The organism is uncultured Flavobacterium sp., from assembly GCF_951805225.1.
Classification (GTDB): Bacteria; Bacteroidota; Bacteroidia; order Flavobacteriales; family Flavobacteriaceae; genus Flavobacterium.
Genome location: NZ_OX638201.1, coordinates 1,186,218 through 1,209,618, shown reverse-complemented (window position 1 = coordinate 1,209,618; position 23,401 = coordinate 1,186,218). Strand labels below are relative to the sequence as shown.

Annotated in this window: 13 protein-coding genes; 4 read left to right on the top strand and 9 right to left on the bottom strand. The window is 33.3% G+C overall.

Features of this window, described 5'->3' with window-relative positions; genetic code table 11:
* Window position 1 precedes the first annotated feature (1 nt).
* The 3 genes from WN975_RS05140 to WN975_RS05130 all read right to left on the bottom strand — a co-directional run bounded on the left by WN975_RS05140 (window position 2) and on the right by WN975_RS05130 (window position 5,674).
* The gene (locus WN975_RS05140; RefSeq protein WP_337965548.1) at window positions 2-3,640 is read right to left on the bottom strand and encodes a SusC/RagA family TonB-linked outer membrane protein; all 3,639 of its coding nucleotides are present in this window, start codon (window positions 3,638-3,640) and stop codon (window positions 2-4) included.
* Between the two features lie 135 nt (window positions 3,641-3,775).
* Window positions 3,776-4,909, bottom strand: a complete 1,134-nt coding sequence (locus WN975_RS05135; RefSeq protein ID WP_337965547.1) for a DUF4974 domain-containing protein — start codon at window positions 4,907-4,909, stop codon at window positions 3,776-3,778.
* Between the two features lie 195 nt (window positions 4,910-5,104).
* Window positions 5,105-5,674, bottom strand: a complete 570-nt coding sequence (locus WN975_RS05130) for an RNA polymerase sigma-70 factor (protein ID WP_337965546.1) — start codon at window positions 5,672-5,674, stop codon at window positions 5,105-5,107.
* Window positions 5,675-6,064: 390 nt separating this feature from the next.
* On the opposite strand from WN975_RS05130, the gene WN975_RS05125 reads away from it, so the two are divergent.
* The 4 genes from WN975_RS05125 (at window position 6,065) to WN975_RS05110 (ending at window position 9,461) form a co-directional block, all read left to right on the top strand.
* Window positions 6,065-6,646: a porin family protein gene (locus tag WN975_RS05125; RefSeq protein ID WP_337965545.1), complete on the top strand. Its 582-nt coding sequence runs from the start codon at window positions 6,065-6,067 to the stop codon at window positions 6,644-6,646.
* A gap of 322 nt (window positions 6,647-6,968) precedes the next feature.
* Complete coding sequence (locus WN975_RS05120; RefSeq protein WP_337965544.1) at window positions 6,969-7,886, top strand: histidine kinase; 918 nt, start codon at window positions 6,969-6,971, stop codon at window positions 7,884-7,886.
* Window positions 7,867-8,628 carry a LytTR family DNA-binding domain-containing protein gene (locus WN975_RS05115; RefSeq protein ID WP_337965543.1) on the top strand — a complete coding sequence of 254 codons (762 nt, stop codon included), beginning with the start codon at window positions 7,867-7,869 and terminating at the stop codon, window positions 8,626-8,628. The genes WN975_RS05120 and WN975_RS05115 overlap by 20 nt, the downstream gene beginning before the upstream one ends.
* A 143-nt stretch (window positions 8,629-8,771) precedes the next feature.
* Window positions 8,772-9,461, top strand: a complete 690-nt coding sequence (locus WN975_RS05110) for a DUF4397 domain-containing protein (protein WP_337965542.1) — start codon at window positions 8,772-8,774, stop codon at window positions 9,459-9,461.
* 113 nt (window positions 9,462-9,574) lie between these two features.
* Here WN975_RS05110 and WN975_RS05105 read toward each other — a convergent pair whose 3' ends face one another.
* The 6 genes from WN975_RS05105 to WN975_RS05080 all read right to left on the bottom strand — a co-directional run bounded on the left by WN975_RS05105 (window position 9,575) and on the right by WN975_RS05080 (window position 23,305).
* Window positions 9,575-12,397, bottom strand: coding sequence for an insulinase family protein (locus WN975_RS05105; protein ID WP_337965541.1), 2,823 nt, complete (start codon window positions 12,395-12,397; stop codon window positions 9,575-9,577).
* A 270-nt stretch (window positions 12,398-12,667) separates the two neighbouring features.
* Window positions 12,668-14,692 carry a protein-disulfide reductase DsbD family protein gene (locus tag WN975_RS05100; protein ID WP_337965540.1) on the bottom strand — a complete coding sequence of 675 codons (2,025 nt, stop codon included), beginning with the start codon at window positions 14,690-14,692 and terminating at the stop codon, window positions 12,668-12,670.
* 136 nt (window positions 14,693-14,828) lie between these two features.
* Window positions 14,829-16,220 carry an alpha/beta hydrolase gene (locus tag WN975_RS05095; protein ID WP_337965539.1) on the bottom strand — a complete coding sequence of 464 codons (1,392 nt, stop codon included), beginning with the start codon at window positions 16,218-16,220 and terminating at the stop codon, window positions 14,829-14,831.
* Between the two features lie 21 nt (window positions 16,221-16,241).
* Window positions 16,242-18,239: a TlpA disulfide reductase family protein gene (locus WN975_RS05090; RefSeq protein ID WP_337965538.1), complete on the bottom strand. Its 1,998-nt coding sequence runs from the start codon at window positions 18,237-18,239 to the stop codon at window positions 16,242-16,244.
* A gap of 60 nt (window positions 18,240-18,299) precedes the next feature.
* The gene (locus tag WN975_RS05085; RefSeq protein WP_337965537.1) at window positions 18,300-19,706 is read right to left on the bottom strand and encodes a RagB/SusD family nutrient uptake outer membrane protein; all 1,407 of its coding nucleotides are present in this window, start codon (window positions 19,704-19,706) and stop codon (window positions 18,300-18,302) included.
* Between the two features lie 11 nt (window positions 19,707-19,717).
* The gene (locus tag WN975_RS05080; RefSeq protein ID WP_337965536.1) at window positions 19,718-23,305 is read right to left on the bottom strand and encodes a SusC/RagA family TonB-linked outer membrane protein; all 3,588 of its coding nucleotides are present in this window, start codon (window positions 23,303-23,305) and stop codon (window positions 19,718-19,720) included.
* Between the last annotated feature and the right edge of the window lie 96 nt (window positions 23,306-23,401).

Genomic DNA, 23,401 nt, shown 5'->3' with positions numbered 1-23,401 from the left:
TTTATAGCGTTAAATTAAAGCCTAATAAATACGTTTTAGGCAATGGTAAATTACGTGTACCCGAATTAGCCGAATAAACTTCAGGATCAATATGATTTCCGGCTGCACTCCAATACCAAAGATTATTTACCTGAAATGTAAACTTAGCCGATGCTATTTTCATTTTATTGGCAAAAGGTTTTGGCAAATTATAAGCCATAGAAATGTTTCTTAATTTGATGTAATCTCCATCGACAACATTTACATCTGAGTTTCTCCATTGACTGCTTATTGTTGAAGCATAACTTCTAACATTTTCGGCAAAATCTACATACAAACGAGTATTCCCATTTTGATTGGTATCTGTATAACGATCTGAAATACCCGAAAGATTTACTGCATCTGTACTCATATCTATAGTCTCTTTGCGCATTACATTTCCTCCTGAGAAAATAAACAAGAAATTCAAATCAAACTGTTTATACGAAAATCGTTGTGATAATGAACCTGTATACGTTGGCATTAAACTTCCCATATTAACAAGTGCGCCAACATTGTTTACTGATTTTACAGAAGTTGGTACAGGATTTCCGGAAGTATCGAAAGTAATCGACGGATTTCCGTTTTCATCTAAAATATAAGGATATCCATTAACAGTTCCTCCATATTTGTAAGCGTATAAACTATTGTATACTTCATTTTCTAAAAAGTAATCTCCTGGAAAACCTACATAATTAGAAGCTGTAGATTCTGCTCTGGTAATCTTTTTGACCGTTGTTTTATTAAAGCCAAAAATTAAGTTTGAACCAATACGAAAACTTCCATCATTGTACCACTCAGAACCTAAACTGAATTCGATACCTCTATTTAGTAAAGCTCCAGCATTAATTCTTCTCGTCAATGCACCAACCGTAGGATCTAAATCTGTTGTTGCTAATAAATCTGAACTGTATTTACGGTAAATATCAATGCTTCCGTTTAACTTACTGCGAAACAAGCTGTAATCTACACCAAAGTTGGTCGTTTGTGTTTTCTCCCATCTTAACATAGGATTTGGCTGTGATGTTACATTGATGTATTGTAAAGATTGATATAAGTTATCGTTTCTTCTTGTAGCCGTTACATATGGACTTGTAGATTGATCTATATTTCCGTTAATTCCATAAGTTGCTCTCACTTTCAAAGCACTAATCCATTTTATTTCTTTCATGAAATCTTCGCTGCTCGCATTCCATCCCAAACCTGCTGACCATAACGGACGGTTTTTATATTTAGGATCTGCTCCAAACAAATCTGCTCTGTCTACTCTGTAACTTCCTGTTAGGTTATATTTAGACAAATAAGTATAATTTAAAGTGCTAAAAACCGAAAAATAACGGTGTAAGCTTTCTAGCTGCGTTCTTGATACAGCCGCTAATGTTCTGTTGTTTCCGGAAATATAACTTGCAACTCCTGTCTGACTAAGTGACAAACTATTAAGTACTGCAGAAGAAAGTGTTACAGGATCATAACCGTATCTTATTTGTTCGATATTTCGCGGAGAACTGCTTTCTCTCATTTCAAAACCGGCAACTGCATTTACAGAGTGTTTGCCTTCTCCAAATTCCTGAGTAAAATCTAATTGGTTTCTAAAAGTATAGTTACTCCCTTGATTGCTCAATTGTTTGTAACGGCCTCCTGTAGAAAATCCTTCCACGTAAGTGTAAGCATTTGTAGTTGGATTATATCCTGTTAATGCATTAATGGCATAACGCATTTTATACGAGTTTATGTCGTTATATTCTGAGCTTTCATATCTTCTGGCTTCATATTGAAATTGCGTATTAAAACTCAAACCTTTATAAAGCTTGGCTTTGATGTTTGCAAAAGCCCTTAAATTTAATGAGTTTTGATTTTTTATACCTTCCTGAAGTGAGTTTAAAACATTAAATTCATTTGATTTAAAACCACTTAAAGCTGCAAGTTTTTGAGCAACCATTGGATTTATAACACTACTGGAAGTAAAACCATCATTAAGACCAACAAATGGCGACATTACCAGATTTCCGTTATCATCAGTAATACGTTCGTATCTTTTTTGAATATCGTAATTACCAAAATCACTATCCGTTATATCATCATTGCTCAAAGTTCCGTTCATACCAATTGTCGCCTCCAACCAGTTATTTACCTGAAAACTACTTTTTGCATATATATTAAAAGCATTACTCGTGTTGTATTTAATACGACCTTTTGATTCGTCATAATTTAACGAAACATAGGTGTTTTGCTTTCTTGTACTTCCGGAAAATGTAACATTGTAACGTTGTCTAAATTCATCTTGCCATACATTATCGCGATAATCTTTATAATAATCGTTCTTTTTCCATTGAGCGATTGTACTGTTATAATCTGCATTGCTTACTTTTCCTTCTTCTAAATCACGATTAAGCTGATAAAGTGGACTGTAATACTTCATACTGCTGCTTCCGATATCTCCATAGATATTAAACATGTCTGTAGTGTTACTAAACCTTGCTCTTTCTCTATTATAAACTGCTTGTTCAAAATCGACTACATCGCTTGTTGAAGCATAGTTCATATCTCTTAAATTTGGTTTTGTCGAAATAAAGAAATCGGTATTTACCGTAACTTTTAGATTACCATTTCCTTTTTTAGTACTCAAAACAATAACACCGTTTGCTGCTCTTGAACCATAAATAGAAGCTGCAGCGGCATCTTTAAGAACATTTACACTTTCGATATCATAAGGATTAATTTGATCCAGAGTCAATTCAGTTGGCAAACCATCAATTACAATAAGCGGACTATAACCAACTTGCAGAGACGAAAATGTACCAATACCTCTTAAAATAGGTTTATCTGCTGTAGATCCGTTAGGATTTTTTTGAAACATTAAACCTGCTATACGGCCTTCTAATGCACTGCCTAAATCAGCATTAATGTTTTCGTTTAAGACTTTTTCATCTACAGTTGCTATAGCTCCTGTTGAATGTTTTCTTTCAAGAGTCTGATAACCTGTTATCACAACTTCTTTCATTATAGCAACTTTTTCTTCTGCAACAATTGTCAATTGAGTACGTCCGCTAATAGCAATAGATTTTTTCTCGACTGTTAATCCCGAGATTTCAATTATAGCTTCAGATGACACATTATCAAGAGAAAAACCTCCGTCAAAATCGGTTACAACATGAATGTTCGTGCCTAAAACATTTACATTTACACCCGGAAAAGGTTCATTTTTATTATTTAATATTCTTCCGCGTATACCGATTAATCCGTTTCCCACTTTCTCCTCTTTTGCAGCCGTTACCACAATGGTTTGATTGGTAATGGAATACTTTAAGTTTTGAGCATTAAAAATTTGATTCAATACTTCTTTCAAAGCAGAATTCTTTACGTTTATGGTTACAGGTTTCGAATCTTTCAGCAATTTCTGCGTATAAAAAACTTCGTAATTGGCCTGTTTTGCCACTTCTTTCAGCACCGTTTCAAGTGATGCATCTTTAAATTTAATAGTAATATTTTGTGCCTGAACTGTAAAACTGCAAAACAGCAAAAACAAGACACTAAACGCCCATAAAGGGATTGAAAAATTAAGACAGGAAATATTTTTCCCGACTTTTTTGTAAGGTTTTTTTGGTTGTAAATTAAATTTCATACATTTACATTTGGTTTTAGTTAAACAATAGGTGGACAACTTATACTGACTATAAACTTTTTTAACAACCAGAAGCATTGCAACTGCCTCTGGTTTTTTATTTTATAGTTTCAGCATAATCGGGTAAATTCAAAATCACGGATATACAATCACTGTTTTTCCTTCGACTTTAAATTTTATATCACTAAGCTCAAGTACTTTCAATACTTCAGACAAATTTTTATTCATAAACGTTCCGCCGTTAAATCTTACATCCGATACATCGCCGCGATATTCTACTTTAATTCCGTACCAGCGTTCCAATTGTCTCATTACCGTTTTTAAATCGGCATTATCAAATTTAAAACGACCATTTTTCCAGGCAATAGCTTCATCAGTATCTACTTCTCTAATTTTAATTTTAGAAAAATTCTCAGATATGTTCGATTGCTGGCCGGGTTTTAAAATCGCTTTTTGATTTTTAAAACTTACTGCAACACTTCCCTCTAATAAAGTCGTTTTTACAATTGATTCATTCGCGTAAGCGTGTACGTTAAAGTGAGTTCCTAAAACTTCTATAGACTGATTGTCTGATTTTACGATAAAGGGTTTATTTTTATTCTTGGCCACTTCAAAATAAGCTTCACCTTCCAGCTCTACCATTCTTGTATCTCCATTAAACTGAGTTGGATATTTGATTGATGAAACTGCGTTTAGAAACACTTTTGTACCATCTGCCAAAACAATATTATACTGTCCGCCTGTTGGTGTTGAAAGTGTATTGAATGAATTAGGATTATTTTTTGAAGTATCACCATTTGGATTTATGATATATGTAATAACTCCGTTTGCGCCCATTTTAATCGTAACTTCTTCTCCTTCTTTTGCAATGGTATCTTTTGCCGAAATATTCGCCAGAATAATTTGCTTTCCGTTTGAAAGCGTCAGGATTCCTCGAGTTCCGCCCGGAGCAATTTCCTGTGGTTTAGCTGCAACCTGAATAATTTGTTCTTTTGGTTTAGTAAAATAAAATATTCCCGTACCCAATAATACAGCTATCGAAGCAGCAACGGCTACACGTGGCCAAAGGCGAATTACTTTTGTTTCTTTTTGCAACGGTAATTTCGATTTCAGCAATTCGTAACTATCGTTAAGTTCATAATCGCTAAGCTGTAAATTGCTATTAGAAGCTTTGTGCAAATACCACGCATCAAGTTTATCCTGATCCTCAGGAGATAAAGTACCTTTCTGGTATTTTTGTAGCAATGCTAAAATTTCATTTTCCTTCATAATTACAACACGAAATTTTGTCCTGTTTTAAGTAAGACAGTTAGAAACCACTTTTGTCATAGATAATGACCAAAAAAAATTAAAAAAATATTATTATATTATTAATAAAATCAAAACAACGTTATTTTATAACTACAAATAAGGAAGTTACGAGAAGATTTTATCACAGAAATTAACAATAAGTACTAGAATAATTTACCAAATAAAAACACTTACCAAAGACTTGAGTTTTTCTCTTAGTATTTTTAGCGAATTATAAACTTGTTGTTTGGCTGTTTTATCTGTAATATTCAATTGAAGTGCAATTTCATCATACGAAAGCTCTTCGACTTTTCTTAAAAGAAAAACTTCGCGCATTTTTTCAGGAAGCAAAGCAATTTCTTTTGCAATTATAGCTTCTAATTCTTGCTCTCTAATTTTAGAATCTGCTAAAATGTAGTCGCTTTCGATAAAATCCGAAATAGAATCTGCATAACGCGAAACCACTTTTTCGTGCGCGATATGATTTAATATTCTGTTTTTTGTTGCTTTGTACAAGTAAGAAGAAAGTGAACCTGTAATCTTTAATTCATAACGTTTGTTCCAAATACTTAAGAATATTTCCTGAACAATATCATTTGCTTCATCAGGATTACCAAGGATTTTATAAGCATGATTAACTAAAAGTCTGGAATACCTTTCAAAAATTTCTGTATACGCTAATTGATCATCTTCCTTAAGAAGAACAATTAAAGTATGATCATCATATTTGTTATAAACAGGCATTTTTTTAAGCGAAGTGAAGAACCAAAAAGCAATATTAAACATTTTTTATGTTAAAAGCCAATAGATAATTCAGCCAAAAAATACATTTACTTGTTGAAATTTTCATATTCGAGTAAAAATCTTTCAAATTTGATAGCCAAAAATCGGATCAGATATTTTTTTTCATAAAACTTAAGGCGATTTCAATGCTTTTGAGAGAAGCAATACAGAATAAATTTTCCTAAAATTAATATCTTTTTGCATATCGCTGAAATGTACAAGACCGTTTCCCTCGGGATTTTGTCCGTTTGAGCCAACTTTTTAAGCGTTCTCTCGCTGATGACTTTTATGTTTGTCCCATCAAATAAACAAAGGCATTCTGCCTGATAACATTAAAAAATATAGTAAATCATGAAAAATTTATTTTTGCTCTGCATTGTTCTGGTATCCTCAAGCGCTTTTAGTCAAAGTCTTTTTGACAGACTTCATTTTGGTCTGAAAGCCGGTGCTAATTACAGTGATTTTAACAACGCCAATTTTGATACCGAAGGTTTGCCTGGATTTCATGCCGGTGCAATTGTAGCTTTCGACATCAATAAAAACTGGTCTATACAAGAAGACTTTTTATATTCGACACAAGGCGCCAAATTAAAAGGTGGATTATCTGATGGAAAAGAAATCAAATTATCCTACATCTCTGTACCAATTGTAGTTAAATACAAAACCGACTTTGGTTTATATTTTGAAGCTGGTCCTCAAGTTGGAATTCTAGCGTCTCAGGATTTTAAAAAACTAACCAATAGCGATGCTGATTTTGCAGAAAAAATTGATGCCGGAATAGTTGGCGGTATTGGCTATCAACTTCCAAGTGGTTTAGGTATTGGAGCACGTTATTATATGGGATTAACAGATGTAAGCAAAACAAAATCAACGACAATAAATCCTGATTTTCAAAATCATATGGCACAAGTCAGTCTTTTTTACATTTTTTAAACTCAGCTAAATTTCATTTTATAATTAAGAATAAAATAGTACCATCTGCTTTTACAGGTGGTATTATTTGTTCCTAAAAATTGCCTGAAAGTATCACTATTTTTTGTACTTTTCTTAAATTTTGAAGACATGAAATTAAAACGAATTGTGGTTTGTAATCAAAAAATGTAAAACAATAATTATGAATAATATTGCTAAATCTTTCTCTCCTTTAATTTTGAGGGAAATTTATAAAATGAACATTTTTTTGACGTTGTTAATCTCGTTGATTGCTTTATTTTTTCTTATTATTTTTAAAAACTCAGCCACTCTTATCCTTTTTATGACCTTAAAAAGTCTGTTTTATATTTTTACTGTAACCTTTTCACTATCAGCAATATTAGAATTCTGTGCCGTTAAGTTTCCAAATGATATTATTAAGTTTAGACTTTGGCGTTATGGAGCAAGCTTTTGTACTGCTATAGTACTTCAAATGTTATTGTGGCCTTTTTTTGCTTATATGGCGCATGTTGAGTGGAGTGCTTACAATCTAGAGCTTATTATGACTTTTTTAATGGAAGCTATTTTCATTTCTATTTTAGTGCTTTTGCTTCAGGATTTTGCGATTATAAGATTGGCTAAAACACAAGCCGAAATTGAAAATTCAAGATTACAGCTTCGCACCGCACAAGCCGAAAATTTGCTTTTGAAACAACAAATACATCCTCATTTTTTATTTAATTCTCTCAATACTTTAAAAGCGCTTTACAAAAAAGACCTTTCGCTTGGCGAACATTATCTCATACAATTAGCCGCATTTTTAAGAGCTGCGGTAACGCTTAATGATAGCATGGTAAATACGCTTCAGGAAGAACTGGATTTTTGTCAAAATTATCTGGAAATGCAAAAAATGCGTTTTGCAGAAGCTTTAGAATGGGATATTAAAATCAATAATCCTGAAATACTCAAATTTAATATCCCAACATTTTCTCTTCAGCCATTGGCCGAAAATGCCATCAAGCATAATAGATTTACCAAACAACATCCGTTGCGGATTACAATAGAGCAAAAAGGACAATACATATCAGTATCTAATACAATGGATCTAAAAGAACCAAGCGAAATCTCTCTAAAAAGTGGTTTGGCAAACTTAGCCGAACGTTGCTTAATTTGGTCCGGAAATGAAATTATAATCAACAACGATGGCGTAACTTTCTCCGTAAGCTTTAAAATAAATACCGATGAAAATCATAATTATTGAAGATGAATCGCTCGTAGCAGAAGATCTTGCTTACAGCCTGAAAAACTGCAATGCCGAAATCGAAATCATAGCCCTTTTAGGATCTGTAAAAGAAGCAATTACTTATTTTAAAAATAATCCGCAGCCTGATCTTATCTTTAGCGATATTCAATTAGGAGACGGTTTAAGTTTTGAAATTATTCAAACTGTTCCTTTAAATGTTCCGGTAATCTTTTGTACTGCTTTTAATGAATATGCGCTTGATGCTTTTAAAGCAAATGGTATAGAATATATTCTTAAACCCTTTAGTGCAAACGAATTAAAAAGTGCGTTAGGTAAATTTCATAACATGCAGAAACTGATGAGCGGGCAAATTGCGGAACAATATCAAAAGGCGATGGAAACCATTTCTAATCTTCAGCAACCTGTTAGCGGAACCATAATGGTAAAATATAGAGATCGGCTTCTTCCTTTTACGTTAGACAAAATTGCTTTATTTTATGTCGAAGCCGAAACCACAGTTATGCTCGCTCATAATGGCAAAAGTTACACCTTAACAGAAAGTCTTGAAGATCTCGAAAAAAGAACAAACAGGCTTTTCTTCAGAATGAACAGGCAGCTTCTCGTAAACCGAAATGCAATTGCCGATGTTACAGATTATTTTCCGCGAAAGCTAAAAATTAACCTTTCGTTTCCTTTTCATAAAGATATTTTTGTCAGCAGAGAAAAAAGATCTAAAGTATTGGCTTGGCTAGAAAACTGATTCATTTTTTACTTCACAATCTTCGAATAAAAACGCATAACGGTTTACCCGCAAAATTGTCCGTTTGACTTTATTTTTTACGCTTTTTAAGAAATTGCTCTCCTACTTTCGCAGCATAAACATCTTAAAAACCGAAGTAAATTATGAAAACTAAAATCTTTAATCCATTAATTGCTGTAAAAGCAATCGCTATTTTGGCCTTAATATTTTTATCCTCTTGTGATAATAATAAAGTAAATCCGTTTGGTTCTGCCCGCCTTAAAGTAGTAAACGCGGCTCCCAACTCAGGTTCTCAAAAATTTGTCATGGCAAACATTCCATACATTGGTAATCTCGATTATTTAGAACATTCAGTAACCTATCATGACGTTGCTGTAGGTAAAAATCTGGTAAGCCAATTTAGAGATGAAAATGATAATGATTTGTATGCCAGTGAAGAACTTGATTTAAGTGATGATAAAAGATATACCGTATATCTTACTGGAGAATCGAGAGGCGATGCAGAAGTAAGACTTTATGAAGACAATATAACGGCTCCGTCAAGTGGAAAAGCCAAAGTAAAGTTTATTCATTTAAGCAGTGGAGCTCCCGCCAATATTGATTTTCTTGATGCTCAGGGAAATAATCTGGCATTAAATGTTGCGCGCTACAGCCAAAGCAATTATTCTGAGATTAATGCCGGTTCATTTGGCATTCAGGTACGCGGAACCGGAGCGTTTGATAATCTGGCAACGCTTCCAGCCACAGATTTTGCTGACGGAAAAGTCTATACCGTTTTTATTGCAGGATCGTCTGCTTCAGGATACAAAATAGAGCAAATTTCGCATAATTAAAAAACAAAAAAAGAGCTGTTGGCAAAACAGCTCTTTTAGGTTTTTCAGTAGTATACAAGCTTACTAATTCAAATACTTAAAAAATAAAATTCAATGAAAAACCAATTGTATTTTTAATTTACTGTTGAAGTAGATTTAGTTTTTGATTTCATAATTACTTCAACTGTTTTGGGTTGTGTCAAAAATTCTTTGGCAAAACTTCTAATATCTTCAGGAGTTATTTCGTTTAAAGTTTTCTTGTAAAGAGCATCGTCTTTAAAATTTTCATCATTCAAAAACATATTATTCAAATTACCCAGCCAGAAACTATTATTCAAAACATTTTCTGCTCTTAATTTTAGCATGGTATTTTTTACTGATTCAATATCTTCTGTTTTTGCTTCTTTTTGCTGCATTAAATCAATTTGCTCGTAAACAATTTCCGTTAACTTTTCTTCTTTTTCAGGATCGCTGTCAAAATTGATTGTCATCGAATATTCATCTGATGGAAGTTTTCCTGTACTTGACGACACGTTTACGCCATAACTTCCGCCCTCTTCTTCACGAATTAAATCCAGGTATTTTTTAGACAATAACTCTGATAAAATATGAATAACAAATGCGTTTTTATAGGTGTACGGAAACTGTTTTACAAATCTGATATACACACTTGCCTTTGGTACATTCATTTCCCGAACTAACAATTGTTTCTTAATTCCTGCCGCCGGATCAATATGATTGTCTATAAAATTTTCTTTTTTATTAATGTCCGATGAAATGCTTCCAATATATTTTTCAATTAATGAAAGTGCATTCTCCGGAAGATTTCCTGTGAAAACAAATGTAAAATCTGCTGCATTCTGAATTCTGTTTTTATAGATTTCAGAAGCTTTTTCAAAACTCAGCTTCTTCATAAAATCGTCATTAAACAAAGGAACTCTTTGATTATGATTTGAATTTAACTGCGAAATAGTATCCTGAAAAATTTTCGGATTTGTATTGGCTGAATTTTCCAAAGAATTACTAAAACTGGTTAGCATTCTACTATATGCATCTTTATCAAATCTTGGATTTTCAAAATATAAATAAAGTAATTGCATTAAAGTTTCCATATCTTTCTGATTGCTGGAACCTTTAAATCCTTCTGTCAATTCTGTAATGTAAGGTTTTAGAGTAACAATTTTTCCGTTTAATTTATCTCTTAAATCGGTACTTTTAAAATTACCCAAACCAGAATTTTCAACCAAATTTACCGCAATTTCCGACGACGGAATATCTTCCGTTTTAAGCAAAGAACTTCCTCCTTTGCTAAAAGCTGAAAATAAAATTTCATCTTTTGCTAAAGTTGTCGGATATAAAATAATTTTAGCTCCGTTGCTTAAAATATAGCCTTTTGCAGCAGCAATTCCGTCAACGGAAAATTCCTTAGAAACAGTTGAACCTTTTAATTCAGCAGCAACTAAAGGCTGATCTGTATTGGTTTCTTTGTATTTTTCTAAAGGCATTTTTTTAACAGCATTCATGATATCAACATAATCTGTTTTTGACGGATAAATTACGTCACTTTTATCAGAACCTGTAACTGTTAAAACCACATTATCAACATTCTGAAGTTTTTTTACTGCCTGATTTATTTCAGCAAGCGTAATCGTTCCCAAACGTTTTTTAATATCTTCATATTGCTTTTCGATACTTTCAAACGGAGTTGCTTTCAAAAAATAATTGACTAATTCTTCTGATAAATCATCGCTGTTTATTTTATCTTTATTCTGAAGCAAATCTTTGTAATAACTCAAAACTCCTTCTTTATTGCGATCCAGTTCTTTTTGAGAAAATCCGTAACGAACGGCTCTTTCAGTTTCAACCATCATTTCTTTGAAACCTTCTTTTGTCTTATTATTTTTTGGAATAACATAAAAATAAGTTGATCCGGTTAATCTCGAAACTTCATAAGGTCCAGCACCCATTTTCAAAACAGAAGTTTCATTGTTTTGAATAAATTCCTGATAACGTCTGTTGATCATATCCGTACAAATATTGTCGACCAAATCTTTTCTGATGCTGGCTTCATTTTTTACTTTATCATAATCTTTTTTACAATAAAGAACAATCGAAGTTTCCTGCGCTTCTTTGTCTTTTGCCAGAACATATTCCATTCCTTTGTTTTTAGGAACTTGTACATAATAACGTTCTGCGGCATTTTTTGGCATTTCTATAGTCGAGAAAAGTTGGATGATTTTTTGCTCTACTTCTTTTACATCAACATCTCCAACGACAATAACAGCTTGTAAATCCGGACGATACCATTTTTTATAATAATCTCTAAGAACCTGATAATCAAAATTATTGATGATATTCAAATCGCCAATAACATCGCGTTTTGCATATTTAGAATCTTTGTATAATGTTTTGTCAGTTTCTAGACGAAGTCTAAATTCAGAGTCGCGTCTTGTTCTCCATTCTTCTCTGATTACGCCACGTTCAGCATCAATTTCAGCATCTTTTAAAGATAAAAATCCAGACCAATCGTGAAGTACCAACAAACACGAATCAACAAGTTTAGGATCTGTAGAAGGCACATTACTCAAATTATAAACGGTTTGATCTTGTGCTGTATAAGCATTAATATCAGCACCAAAACGAACACCTTTTTTCTCCAGCATATCGATAATGCCTTTTCCTTCAAAGTTTTGAGTTCCGTTAAAAGCCATATGTTCCAGAAAATGCGCCAATCCGTTTTGATCATCATTTTCTAAAATTGCACCTACATTTTGTGCAAAATAAAAACTAACACGATCTTTTGGCCATTCATTATGAAGGACATAATATTTCATTCCGTTTTTTAATGTTCCCGAAGCCACATTTCCGTCAAGCGGAATTGTACTCGAAAATTGCGCAGTACTTTTCAATCCGATAAAAAAGATGAAAAGCAGGTATTTTGATTGAAAGATTTTCATTTGATATTTTTTATTTTTTTGTTGCTTTTGAGTTTTTTTGTCATTCTGAACGAAGTCCAAGAATCCCGCTTTTTGTCATTTCGACGGAGGAGAAATCACACGAGAAACTCCGTTCCTATAATCGTCAATCTTTGTCGAATCCTGCGTGTGATTTCTCCTCCGTCGAAATGACAAAAATGCGTTTACAAAAAATGTGCTTTTCAATCTTTGTAGAGTTACTTACGGAGATTCCTCGTTCCTCGGAATGACAAAACTGTGACAATTCTAAAACTACTTTTTAAAATTCCCTACTCCTTCTTTCAACCAATTGGTATAAAAAGGAATATCCGGATTATAAGCTGTTGGCTGATTTAAGTTTTCGCCTTTGTGATCAATTAAAACATAATACGGCTGTGCATTGGTTTTGTATTTCAAAATTTGAAGTTCGCTCCATTTTTGTCCTATATATTTTAATTTCTTTCCGCTAATTTTTGAAACTATTTGTTCGTTTTCTGCAAGTGGTCTTTTGTCATCAACATACAATGAGATCACGATTACATCATTTTTTAATTGTGATAAAACTTGAGAATCAGGCCAAACACGTTCTTCCATTTTACGGCAATTCACACATGCAAATCCGGTAAAATCAAGCATTACGGGTTTGTTTACTTTTTTGGCGTAAGCCAATCCTGTTTTATAATCGCGAAAAACCGTAATTCCGTTTGGACCTTCTTCTGCGCCTTCCGGCAGAATTTCAGCATTATTGGTTGTTGTTGACGACATTCCAATTCCGTTTGGAGATTCGCTGTATTGTTTTGGAGGAGGAAATCCGCTAATCCATTGCAAAGGCGCCCCCCATAATCCCGGAATTAAATAAATTGTAAATGCTAAAACCATGATTCCAAAACTTAATCTTCCTACAGAAAGATGTGTTACAGGCGAATCGTGCGAAAGCTGAATTTTCCCAAATAAATAAAGTGTCAAAGCAAAGAAAATAGCGATCCAAATGGCTAAAAATGTTTCTCTTTCGAGTAAATGCAATTGCAAAACCAAATCAGCATTAGAAAGAAATTTAAACGCTAAAGCCAATTCTAAAAATCCTAAAACTACTTTTACAGAGTTTAGCCATCCGCCCGATTTTGGCAAAGAATTCATCCAACCCGGAAAAGCTGCAAAAAGTGTAAATGGCAAAGCAATCGCCAATGAAAACCCAAACATTCCGATAATTGGCGCTAAACCGCCTTGACTTGCCGACTGAACTAATAAGGTTCCAACAATTGGTCCTGTGCATGAAAAAGATACAATGGCTAAAGCCAAAGCCATAAAAAAGATTCCGATTACGCCACTTTTCTGCGAATTATTATCGACTTTGGTCAACCATGAACTTGGTAAAACAATTTCGAAAGCACCTAAAAATGAAATCGCAAAAACGACTAATAATAAAAAGAAAATCAAATTAAAAGTCACATTTGTTGCCAAAGCATTTAAGGCATCAGCACCAAAAATAGTGGTTACTAATGTTCCCAATGCCACATAAATAATGATAATAAAGCAACCGTATAATAATGCATTTTTGATTCCTGCAGCTTTATTTTTGCTTTGTTTGGTAAAAAAACTAACCGTCATTGGGATCATCGGAAAAACACATGGCGTTAATAATGCTGCTAATCCTCCAAGAAAACTTAAAAGAAAAACACTCCAGATATTTTGTTCTGCCGGAGCCGGAACATTTTTTACTACAGGAATATCTTTTTTGATTTCTGTTTTTACAGGAACTTCTGTTTTAAGCGTATCTTCTTTTTCAGTTGCAATTGTATCGGTTTGAACTGTTTCTGTTACTGCATTTATTTCCTCTTTTTCAGAACCTTTTGGTATACTAAAAACAAAATCTCTTTCGCTTGGCGGTAAACAACTTTGGTCGTTGCAAACCATAAATTCTATCGTTGCTTTAACTTTAAAAGCATCGTTATTTTTTCTTTCTATTTTTTGTGTAAAAATAGCTTTGGTTTCAAAAAGCTTGATATGAATTCCAAAAACGGGATCATCAATTTCATGACCGCTTGGTTCTGTTACAGTTCCTTTTGCGCTGTAATTTTTAGATTTCTCAAATTTAAAACTTGTTGGCATTGGTCCGTTTGGCGGAACTATTTGAGAATACATGTGCCAGCCTTTTTCAATTTGAGCTGTAATACTCAATTCATATGTTTTGCTGTCAATTTCTTTTACAGCCGTTTTAAACGATACTGGATCGTAAATTTGGGCAGTAAGATTCTGTATCGCAAAGAAAATTGCGATAAAAAAGAATATTTTTTTCATGATACAGGGTGGGAATTTTAGAGTTTAGAGTTCAGATTTTAGATTTTTTATCTCATTTTTGTCAATAATTGAGTGACAAAAGCAGCTTACAAATCTTTGTCAAAGTTTTAAACTTTGACAAAGATGACATGCAATATCATTTTTTATATCTAGCCAAAATCCATTTTGAAACATCGTCCAGAACTTCAGGAGCAAAAACCTCATCTAAATCTTTAATTTCAGATTGTGTACAGGTTTTACAATGCTGATACATATGATTTAATCCCGCATAAATTTTGGTTGTAAGGTCTTTTGTTCCCAGATATTTCTTAAACGAAGCAATGTTTTCAACGGCCGGAACCTGAATATCTTTATCGCCATTTGCTATGTAAACCGGAATGGTAATTTTTGGCAAATAATCTTTCGGATTATAATGAATCGTGTAGCGATACCATTTTCTGTCGGCATCTTTAGAATATCGGTATAGAAAAGTCTGATCACGGCCGTCCCAAAGTTGTACTTTTTTCAGCATAACCGAATCTTGTTTCTGCATCCATTCTTTCATCTTTTCCTCGATTACAGGTTTTGCAGATTCTTCATCTTTTGTGTCATAAACGGCTTTGAAAAGAATATTGTATAATTCCATTTGTTTGCCAACAACTTCGTCTGTAAAATTGAAACTTTTGAGAATTGCTGTATTTTGAAGGTTCAGCATTTCGAGACCGCTAACTCCAACTCCTGATAAACTAATCATGAATTTTACATCTTTATTTCTCGCACTTACAATTGAGGCAATCATTCCGCCTTCGCTGTGACCAATTAAACCAATCTGTGATGCATCAACTGTTTTATCACTTTTCAAATAAGCAATTTCTTCTTCAATATCATCAGCAAAATCTCCGGTTGTAGCGTTTTCAAAATCTCCGGTTGTTTTACCAAATCCGCGATCGTCAACACGTAAAGATGCAATTCCATGACGTGCTAAATAATCTGCCAAAACGGTAAAAGATTGCCTTCCCATAAAGGTATAATTACGATCGTGTTGTCCTGTTCCGGAAATTAAAATCGCAATTGGATATTTCTTTTTATTTTTTGGAAGTGTCAATGTTGCGCCATAAGTCAGCTTAGTATTTTTCCCTGAAAAGGTAAAATCTTTAACTTCATACGGATATGGTTTTTGCGGATGCTGAGCAAAAAACAACGGCTTGATTTCTGTTTGTTTTTTTAGGATAATTGAAGCATTTGGAAATGAATAATTATCAAAAACACCTGAAAGAGCCGTTTTATCTGCATTGTATTTTCCTTTAAAAGAAAAACCAAACATTTGATTTTTAAAATAAATACTGTCTTTTACTTTGCGAATTCCCACTTTTACAGAATCGTAAGACATTTCAGGAATACTCAATAAAAGGGAATCTTTTTTGCTGTCAAAATCACCTGAAACAATAATTCTGGACGAGTGATATTGTCCCTGCCAGATGGTTTGTGAAAAACCAATCTGACAGCACAATACTAAAATACTGAGATATAAAAAATTAACAATTTTCATTACGTAACCTTTTTAACTAAATTATTTTTTCTCAGCTTTTAAATATTCAATAATGATCGAAATTTCGTCAGCCAATTCGCTTGGACTTCCAAAATAACCATTTGACATCCATCTTAAATTTCCGTTTTGGTCGATGATCATTTTTTCAGGAATTCCAGAGAAATGAAACGCTTTTGCATATTTTTCATACACTTCATCATATTTCCCTGTTTTCGGATTTTTATTATCGTACAGAATTGTAAAATCAAATCCTTTTTCTTTGATGAAAGCCTGAGTTTGTGCTTTAAAGTCTTTGATATATTCTTGTGTATCTACAAAGAAGAATTTTACATTTTCATCTGCCTTGTATTTATTTACTGCCATATTCATTCCCGGCATTGCATTTTTACAAGGTCCGCACCACATTGCCCAAAAATCAAGCACTACGATTTTACCTTTTTGATCAGCCAATTTAGCTCTTCCGCCACGGCTGCTTTCCATATCAAATCCGCCGATTGGAAGATTGATTAATTCAGAAACCAATCTCTTTTTGTGTTCGTCAATGTTACTTTCAGATTTGAATGAATTTAAATACGCTTCATAACCTGATTCTTTACCTCCTTCTTTTAAGAAAATCTCTTTTAGAGAAGCTAACATTTCCGGTGTTGTTTTATTTTCTTTTACACTTATTGCCAATAATTCTTTAGCATCAAGCGTTTTACCTTCTCTTAAAAGCATTCTTGTATAAACTGCATTAAAACTGGCATCTTTGTAACCAAAAATTGGCTTAATCTTATCTAAATACTTTCTTTCTAAATCATAGTTTTTAAAAGCTTCCTGAAGTTTTGCATAGGTAAAATACTCTCTTGAAGCATAATCAAGGGCTTGTGCTTGCCATTCTTTTGGAGATATTTTTTGAGCAAATTGTTTTGGAATTGTATTTTCTCTGCTTTCTAATTCTGTAATTATAATATCGGCATATTTTTTTAGTGTTTCCAAATTCGTTTTTTCGATTCCTTCTTCATCTCTGTTAAACGGAATTGAAATTAAATGCCAGGCATAATCTAATAAATTAAAGTACGAAACGTTTTTAACGCTGTTTAAGGCAAAATTGTAATCTTTGTTTTTTACAATGTAATTGTAAGCAATTGATTTGAACATCTTATCATAAAAAAGACTTTCTGTATCCGTATTTACATCCTGAAATTTGCTTTGTGGAAAGTTCTTATCAAATGCATTATATAATGCTACTTTTTTATCGAAATCATTCTCAGAGAATATTTTTTTGATTTCATTGTCTCGTGCTAAAACTCCGTAAGGATATTTTTTAAGTAAAACTTGCTGAACAGAATCAACGAAAACTTTATTTGCAGGCTGCTCTAGAAGATCTAACGCTTTTTGAATTTTATATTGGTGTTCATTATCGAGATTATCTGCAAGAATAAATCGTAATTCGTTTTTGATAGGTTTTGTAAGATCAATTGGTTTCACACTTTTTGTAAGCTTTAATCCTTCGTAAAAAATATCTTTACGGCTTTCAGGATGATACTGCAATTCGTATTTAATCCACATTAAGCTGATGGTATCATTAATGTTAGAAATTGGATCAAGCATATTTGGATGCTGATCTGCAAATGATTCATTTCTCAACAATCCCCAACCGGAATACGAACCACGAGAAGCCTGAAGCATCCAGCTGTAAGTTTCTTTTCCGCCTTTGTCAATTAAAGTATCTGAGCTAAAAACGCAGGTAATAAGTGCTGCGTCATCATTCAATTTTATTTTAGTCTGCCATTTTTTATCTGCAGTTGGTTTTAAAGTTATATCGGTAATTTTCCATTTAAAACTTCCATGTGTGTATAATCTGCCTGAAATTTGTTTTGCATCTTTTAAAACTGTTTCTGATGGATCATAAGTAATGGTAATTTCCTCTCCTGCTTTTGGAACTTCCGGAGAAACAGCGAATTTTTTTGATTCACCTTGTGCATATGAAGCTGCGCTGACACCTAAAAAAAGTGCTGCTATTTTTAATATTTTCATTTTTTTTGTTTTTATAAGCACGTTCAGCTGAATCTGAACGTGCTATTTGAATCAATTGTTTTATTTATTTTGTTGCAGATTTGGTGCGTAATCAAAGTAGATTTCTGCAAAAGGAAACTGATAACGATTTCCGCCCGGCTCAATGGTAAAAGTTTGAGTAAGATATTTGTGGGTAATCGTTTTTGCAAATCTTGGATCTCTGTTCAAACGTTTTAAATCGGCCCATCTGAATCCGCCTCTTCCCATTAATTCTTTTCGGCGTTCAGCCAGAACTTTAATAAGTGCATCATTGGCATCTGTTGCTGTTAAATCTGTATAATCTGCAGCTTTAAAACGTGTTTTACGTAATGTATTAATGGTATTCATTGCTGCTCCGGCGTTTCCTGCTCTGGCTTCGCACTCGGCTTTAATGACATACAATTCAGGAACTGTTGGTCCTGCGTTACGTCCATCGCCAGAAAGTAATTCTTTTGAATAAGCTCTTCCTTCTGTAAGGCTTCCAAAAGACATAGCACTTACGGATCTTGTGTACAATTGATATCTAAGATCTTTAGTGTCAAATGAATTTAATAATTCATCGCTTAGCGAAAGAAGTGTTGGCGCGTATTGATATCCTCCAGATTTTTTGGATAGTATAATTTCAGGATCCTCATATGTTAACGGCCATGAATAATCGCCTACATTTTCGTAATCTTCCAGATTCAATAATTTATTTTGTAAAGCCAAAGCTGATTCTGCATTTCTTTGCGCATCGGCATAATTTCCCATGTATAAATTGGTTCTTGCCAAAAGTGCATATGCCGAAGCTTTTGAAGGAAAAGCAACATTTCTACCCGTTTGTACCGGTTTTAATCCAGAGGTAATTGCTTCGGTTAAATCTTTAACAATTAAATCGTAAACGTCTTTTACAGATGCTCTTGTAATATTTGCATCTACTGTTGGCGTTGTAAAAAGCGGCACTCCGGGATCAGTAGCTGAAGTTGCAGGATCATACGCTTTTCCGAAGGTATTAATTAACGTTAGAAAAACATAAGCACGATGAACCTGAGCTTCTCCTTTTATAGCAAGTCGTTCTGCATCTGTACCATTTGTGCTGTTCATTACTTCGGTAATAATAACATTACAGTTGTAAAGAGCTGTGTACAAAGAATTCATCGCATAATCTGGCTCTCCTACCGGAATAATCTGATCTGACCATTTGTAGGTTTGCATAAAAGGCTGATAATAAGCAGAATTTGCATAATACAAATTAAAATAGTTTGCATGATCATCTCTCACGGTAATATCATCTGAGGCTACATCAAGTAAATCATAAGTATTATTAAACGTATAAGTGTTGTTTAGAATATACCTGTAATTTCCTGTTTCTTTAGGAACTAATTTTCCTTCTGTTTGTATGTCTACATAATTATCACAGCTTGTTAAAAGCGTAGATAAAATTCCAATAAATATTAAATACTTTTTCATCATTTCAGCTTTTAAAAATTAAAATTGAATCCCATTGAATACATTGCAGTTGGCGGTAATTTCATGTATGTCCCAGTGTAAGGCAAGAAATCAGGATCTAAATTTTCTTTGTTTTTTCTCCAGATGATTCCTAAGTTTCTTGCAGAACAAGTTAAAGAAGCGCCATCAATAAAAGTATTGGCGAATAAATTAGACAAATCATATTTCAAAGAAATTTCTTTAAAACGAATATGATCTCCGTCAATTACGCGGTTGTCACTAAAAACATATCTCGGATAACTATATCCCGCCATACCACGAACACCAGGAACATTTGTAGTTGCTTCATCTCCAGGATTTCTCCATCTTTGATCAATCTCTGAATTTAAATCATATCCTTTAAAACTATTATATCTGGTTATGTAGTTATCAAAAGTTGGTTTAAACAATACATAATCTAATTTGTAAGTTGCCAAAAGATAAAGCGATACTTTTTTATAGGTTAAATTAGCACTTAAACTACCATAATATTTAGGCGTAGAAGTTCCCATATATTTCATATCTGCCATATCTTTTAAAGGTGTATTTGCCTGCACAATATTTCCGTCTTTGTCATAAACCTGAGTTGATCCGGCAGCATTTAAACCTGCATTTCTAAAAGCAAAAACACTATTAAATCCATATCCAACAATTGGCGGTGTAGAACCTGTTCCATTTAGATATACAGAATAATTGGTAAATCTTGAATCTGTAACTAAATTTTTGTTATAAGAGGTTACTAAGTTCATATCAAAACTAAAATCATTTGTTTTGATGATTACTCCGTTTAAGTTGAAATCAATTCCATGACTTTCAAGTGTTGAAGTATTTCTAATTAAGTTTCCGTTTGGTAATCCGTAAAACGGAGAAACCGGAAATTCCTGAATTAAATCTTTACTGTTCTTTTTATAATATTCTATAGTTCCGTTTACTCTGTAATTGAACAAACTGAAATCAAGTCCAAAATTTAAAATACCAGTTTTTTCCCAACGCAACGAAGGATTTGCAGCCGCACTAATAGATGCATAAGGTTGTTGTGAAAAAGTGTCAATATCTGCTAATGCTATATTAGTGAAAGGAAATGCTGTTAAACTAATATTTCCGTTGAAACCATAACTTGTTCTTAAAGTCAAACTGTTAATTGCGGTTACATTTTGCATGAAATTTTCTTTGGTAATATTCCATCTTGCACCTGTTGACCAAAGCGGTGTTCTTCTGTAACTTTTGTCAACACCAAAATTGTTATAATCATCAAGACGCGCACTTCCTGAAATGGTATATTTATTATCATAAGAATAAGATGCATTACCATAATACGATAAAAAGCGACGTGTTTGGTTTTTTAGTGAATTGTTATACGATATTCCAGATGTATATCCGTAAACTGTATTCGCAATATTTGCCGGAAGATCAATTGACGTTTGTGAATTTTCATTATAACCGTATAATGTTCCTGTTTGGTTCGCTTCTTTAGTTTCTCTAAATTCAATTCCGCCTAATGCATCTATAGAATGTTTACCGCCCAAAACGCTATTATAATTCAATTGTCCTCTTCCTGTGTAACTGTCTTTACCATATCTTATTCCTTGATAAATTCCTCCACGCGGAACTCCGTAAACAAGCTCATTTGAAGCAGGATTAAGATAGGTGTACATATTTACTATATCTCTGGCATAGAAAGTATCCGCGTTATTTAAAACACTATTGTTTGCGCTGGATGTTTCGATAAAATAAGTACCAACTGCATCCAAACCTTTTAATAAAGGCGCTGTAACCGAAATGTTAGCAGAATAGTTTTGCTCTTTTGCTCCTTTGTTGGAGTTATTCAACTCGTCTATATAATTATATGTCCATGGTAAATAACCCTGATTTTGAAGATTTTGCTCGGCTGCACTGTAAAAACGTTTTTCAAAAGAAACTGAATTTCCATTCTCATCCACGATTTGGTTGTATGGCAAAAAGGTTGTCAATGAAGATCCAAGCGGAGATAATCCTAAACCATTTTGAGTGAAATTGAAAATAGATCCTTTTAAACTTGTACTAACTTTTAAATAATTCAATAATTTAAAATCCTGATTTACAGTAAATGTCATACGTTTACCGCCAGTTCCTATAGATTGTGTTTTCTCGTTAGAAAAAGACGCTGATGTAAAATAAGTATAGTCATTTTCGCCTCCGCTAAAAGAGAAATCATAAGAATTAGATTCTGATGGACGCATTAAATATTGTGTAATCTGATCGTAATTGTTTCTTCCTCTCAAAATATCCAATTGCGCATTTTTCTGAGCATTTGTAATAGTTCCTCTTTGTTCCTGAAACATATACTCCATTCCCTGACTAATTGGGGTTGAATTGTTTAAATTAGTAGCATATAAAGGATCTGTAACGATTCTTTTATCTACTAATTCCTGTTCCAGATTCAAAACCTGAGAAGAGTTCATTAATGGTAAACGTGATAAAGAAGGTTTGTTGGCAATTCCGTAATTTTGAGAAGCACTGAATCTTGTTTTCCCTTTTTTTCCTTTTTTAGTTTCAATTACCATAACTCCGTTAGCAGATCTTGCACCATAAATAGAAGCGGCAGCAGCATCTTTAAGGAAGGTAATTTTTTCAACATCTTTTGGATTTATCGTTCTGATGTCCAATTCTGTTGGCGTTCCGTCCAGAATAATCAAGGGTAAACTATTGGCATTATAAGTAGATTGTCCTCTGATTCTGAAATTATAACTTGTTTTTGCAGCTCCGTCTCCATATAAATTTCCGTAAACGAATGTATTATCAGAATCTAAAACGTCAATTGCCAAACCTGCCACCTGACCTTCTAACTGATGCATTATATTTGAAACGGGAATTTTATCCAGGTCTTTTGCCGTAAGTACAGCTACAGAACCTGTTGAACGTCTTTTGTCTACTTTTTGATATCCATTGTTTACCACAATTTCATTCATAAGCAAAACTTGTTCTTTGGCAGTAATTGTTATATTGGACCGACCGTCAAGGTGTAATCTTACCGTTTCGATAGTTAATCCTGAAGCTTCAATTACAGAATTTGAAGGTACATCGTGTAATGTAAAACTTCCGTCAAAATCTGTTACAGCGCCAATTCTGGTTCCTGTTACCCAAACATTTATACCCGGATAAGGATCTCCTTTTGTATTTAGCACTTTACCTTTTACTTCAATTGAACCTGTTTTATTATCAGGACTTGTAGAAGTGACTACAATAGTTTTGTCCTGAATGGTAAAAGCAAATGGCTGATTGTCAAAAAGAATTCCTAAGGTTTCTGAAACACTTTTTTTCTGAATATTCAAATTCACTGGTTTTGCTTTGTCTAAAATCTTTACATTATAGAAAAAAACATAGCCTGTTTGTCTGGTAATATTATCGAATACTTTTTTAAAAGTCAGATTTGTTCCCTCTATGGTAACGGTTTTATTGCTTTGCGCACTCGCTGAATACGAAAGAAATACAAACAATAGAAGAATCATTTTTTTCAAAACATCTGCTTTATTAGGCCTGAATTTACCTTTTTGGTCAAAATCACGGCGTTTACTTAATTTTTGATTAGTTAAAAAATTCATTACATTTGAACGGTTAGTTATTAAATAGGATTGGTTTATATTTTATTAAGAACTACACTATACTACCCAAGGCGCGGGAACGCTTTGGGTATTTTT

Excerpts from the sequence above, each read along its gene's own strand:
- WN975_RS05090 (WP_337965538.1), bottom strand. The coding sequence starts at position 18,239 with ATGAAAATATTAAAAATAGCAGCACTTTTTTTAGGTGTCAGCGCAGCT.
- WN975_RS05110 (WP_337965542.1), top strand. The coding sequence starts at position 8,772 with ATGAAAACTAAAATCTTTAATCCATTAATTGCTGTAAAAGCAATCGCT.
- WN975_RS05120 (WP_337965544.1), top strand. The coding sequence starts at position 6,969 with ATGACCTTAAAAAGTCTGTTTTATATTTTTACTGTAACCTTTTCACTA.
- WN975_RS05135 (WP_337965547.1), bottom strand. The coding sequence starts at position 4,909 with ATGAAGGAAAATGAAATTTTAGCATTGCTACAAAAATACCAGAAAGGT.
- WN975_RS05140 (WP_337965548.1), bottom strand. The coding sequence starts at position 3,640 with ATGAAATTTAATTTACAACCAAAAAAACCTTACAAAAAAGTCGGGAAA.
- WN975_RS05080 (WP_337965536.1), bottom strand. The coding sequence starts at position 23,305 with ATGAATTTTTTAACTAATCAAAAATTAAGTAAACGCCGTGATTTTGAC.
- WN975_RS05095 (WP_337965539.1), bottom strand. The coding sequence starts at position 16,220 with ATGAAAATTGTTAATTTTTTATATCTCAGTATTTTAGTATTGTGCTGT.
- WN975_RS05130 (WP_337965546.1), bottom strand. The coding sequence starts at position 5,674 with ATGCCTGTTTATAACAAATATGATGATCATACTTTAATTGTTCTTCTT.
- WN975_RS05115 (WP_337965543.1), top strand. The coding sequence starts at position 7,867 with ATGAAAATCATAATTATTGAAGATGAATCGCTCGTAGCAGAAGATCTT.
- WN975_RS05085 (WP_337965537.1), bottom strand. The coding sequence starts at position 19,706 with ATGAAAAAGTATTTAATATTTATTGGAATTTTATCTACGCTTTTAACA.
- WN975_RS05105 (WP_337965541.1), bottom strand. The coding sequence starts at position 12,397 with ATGAAAATCTTTCAATCAAAATACCTGCTTTTCATCTTTTTTATCGGA.
- WN975_RS05100 (WP_337965540.1), bottom strand. The coding sequence starts at position 14,692 with ATGAAAAAAATATTCTTTTTTATCGCAATTTTCTTTGCGATACAGAAT.
- WN975_RS05125 (WP_337965545.1), top strand. The coding sequence starts at position 6,065 with ATGAAAAATTTATTTTTGCTCTGCATTGTTCTGGTATCCTCAAGCGCT.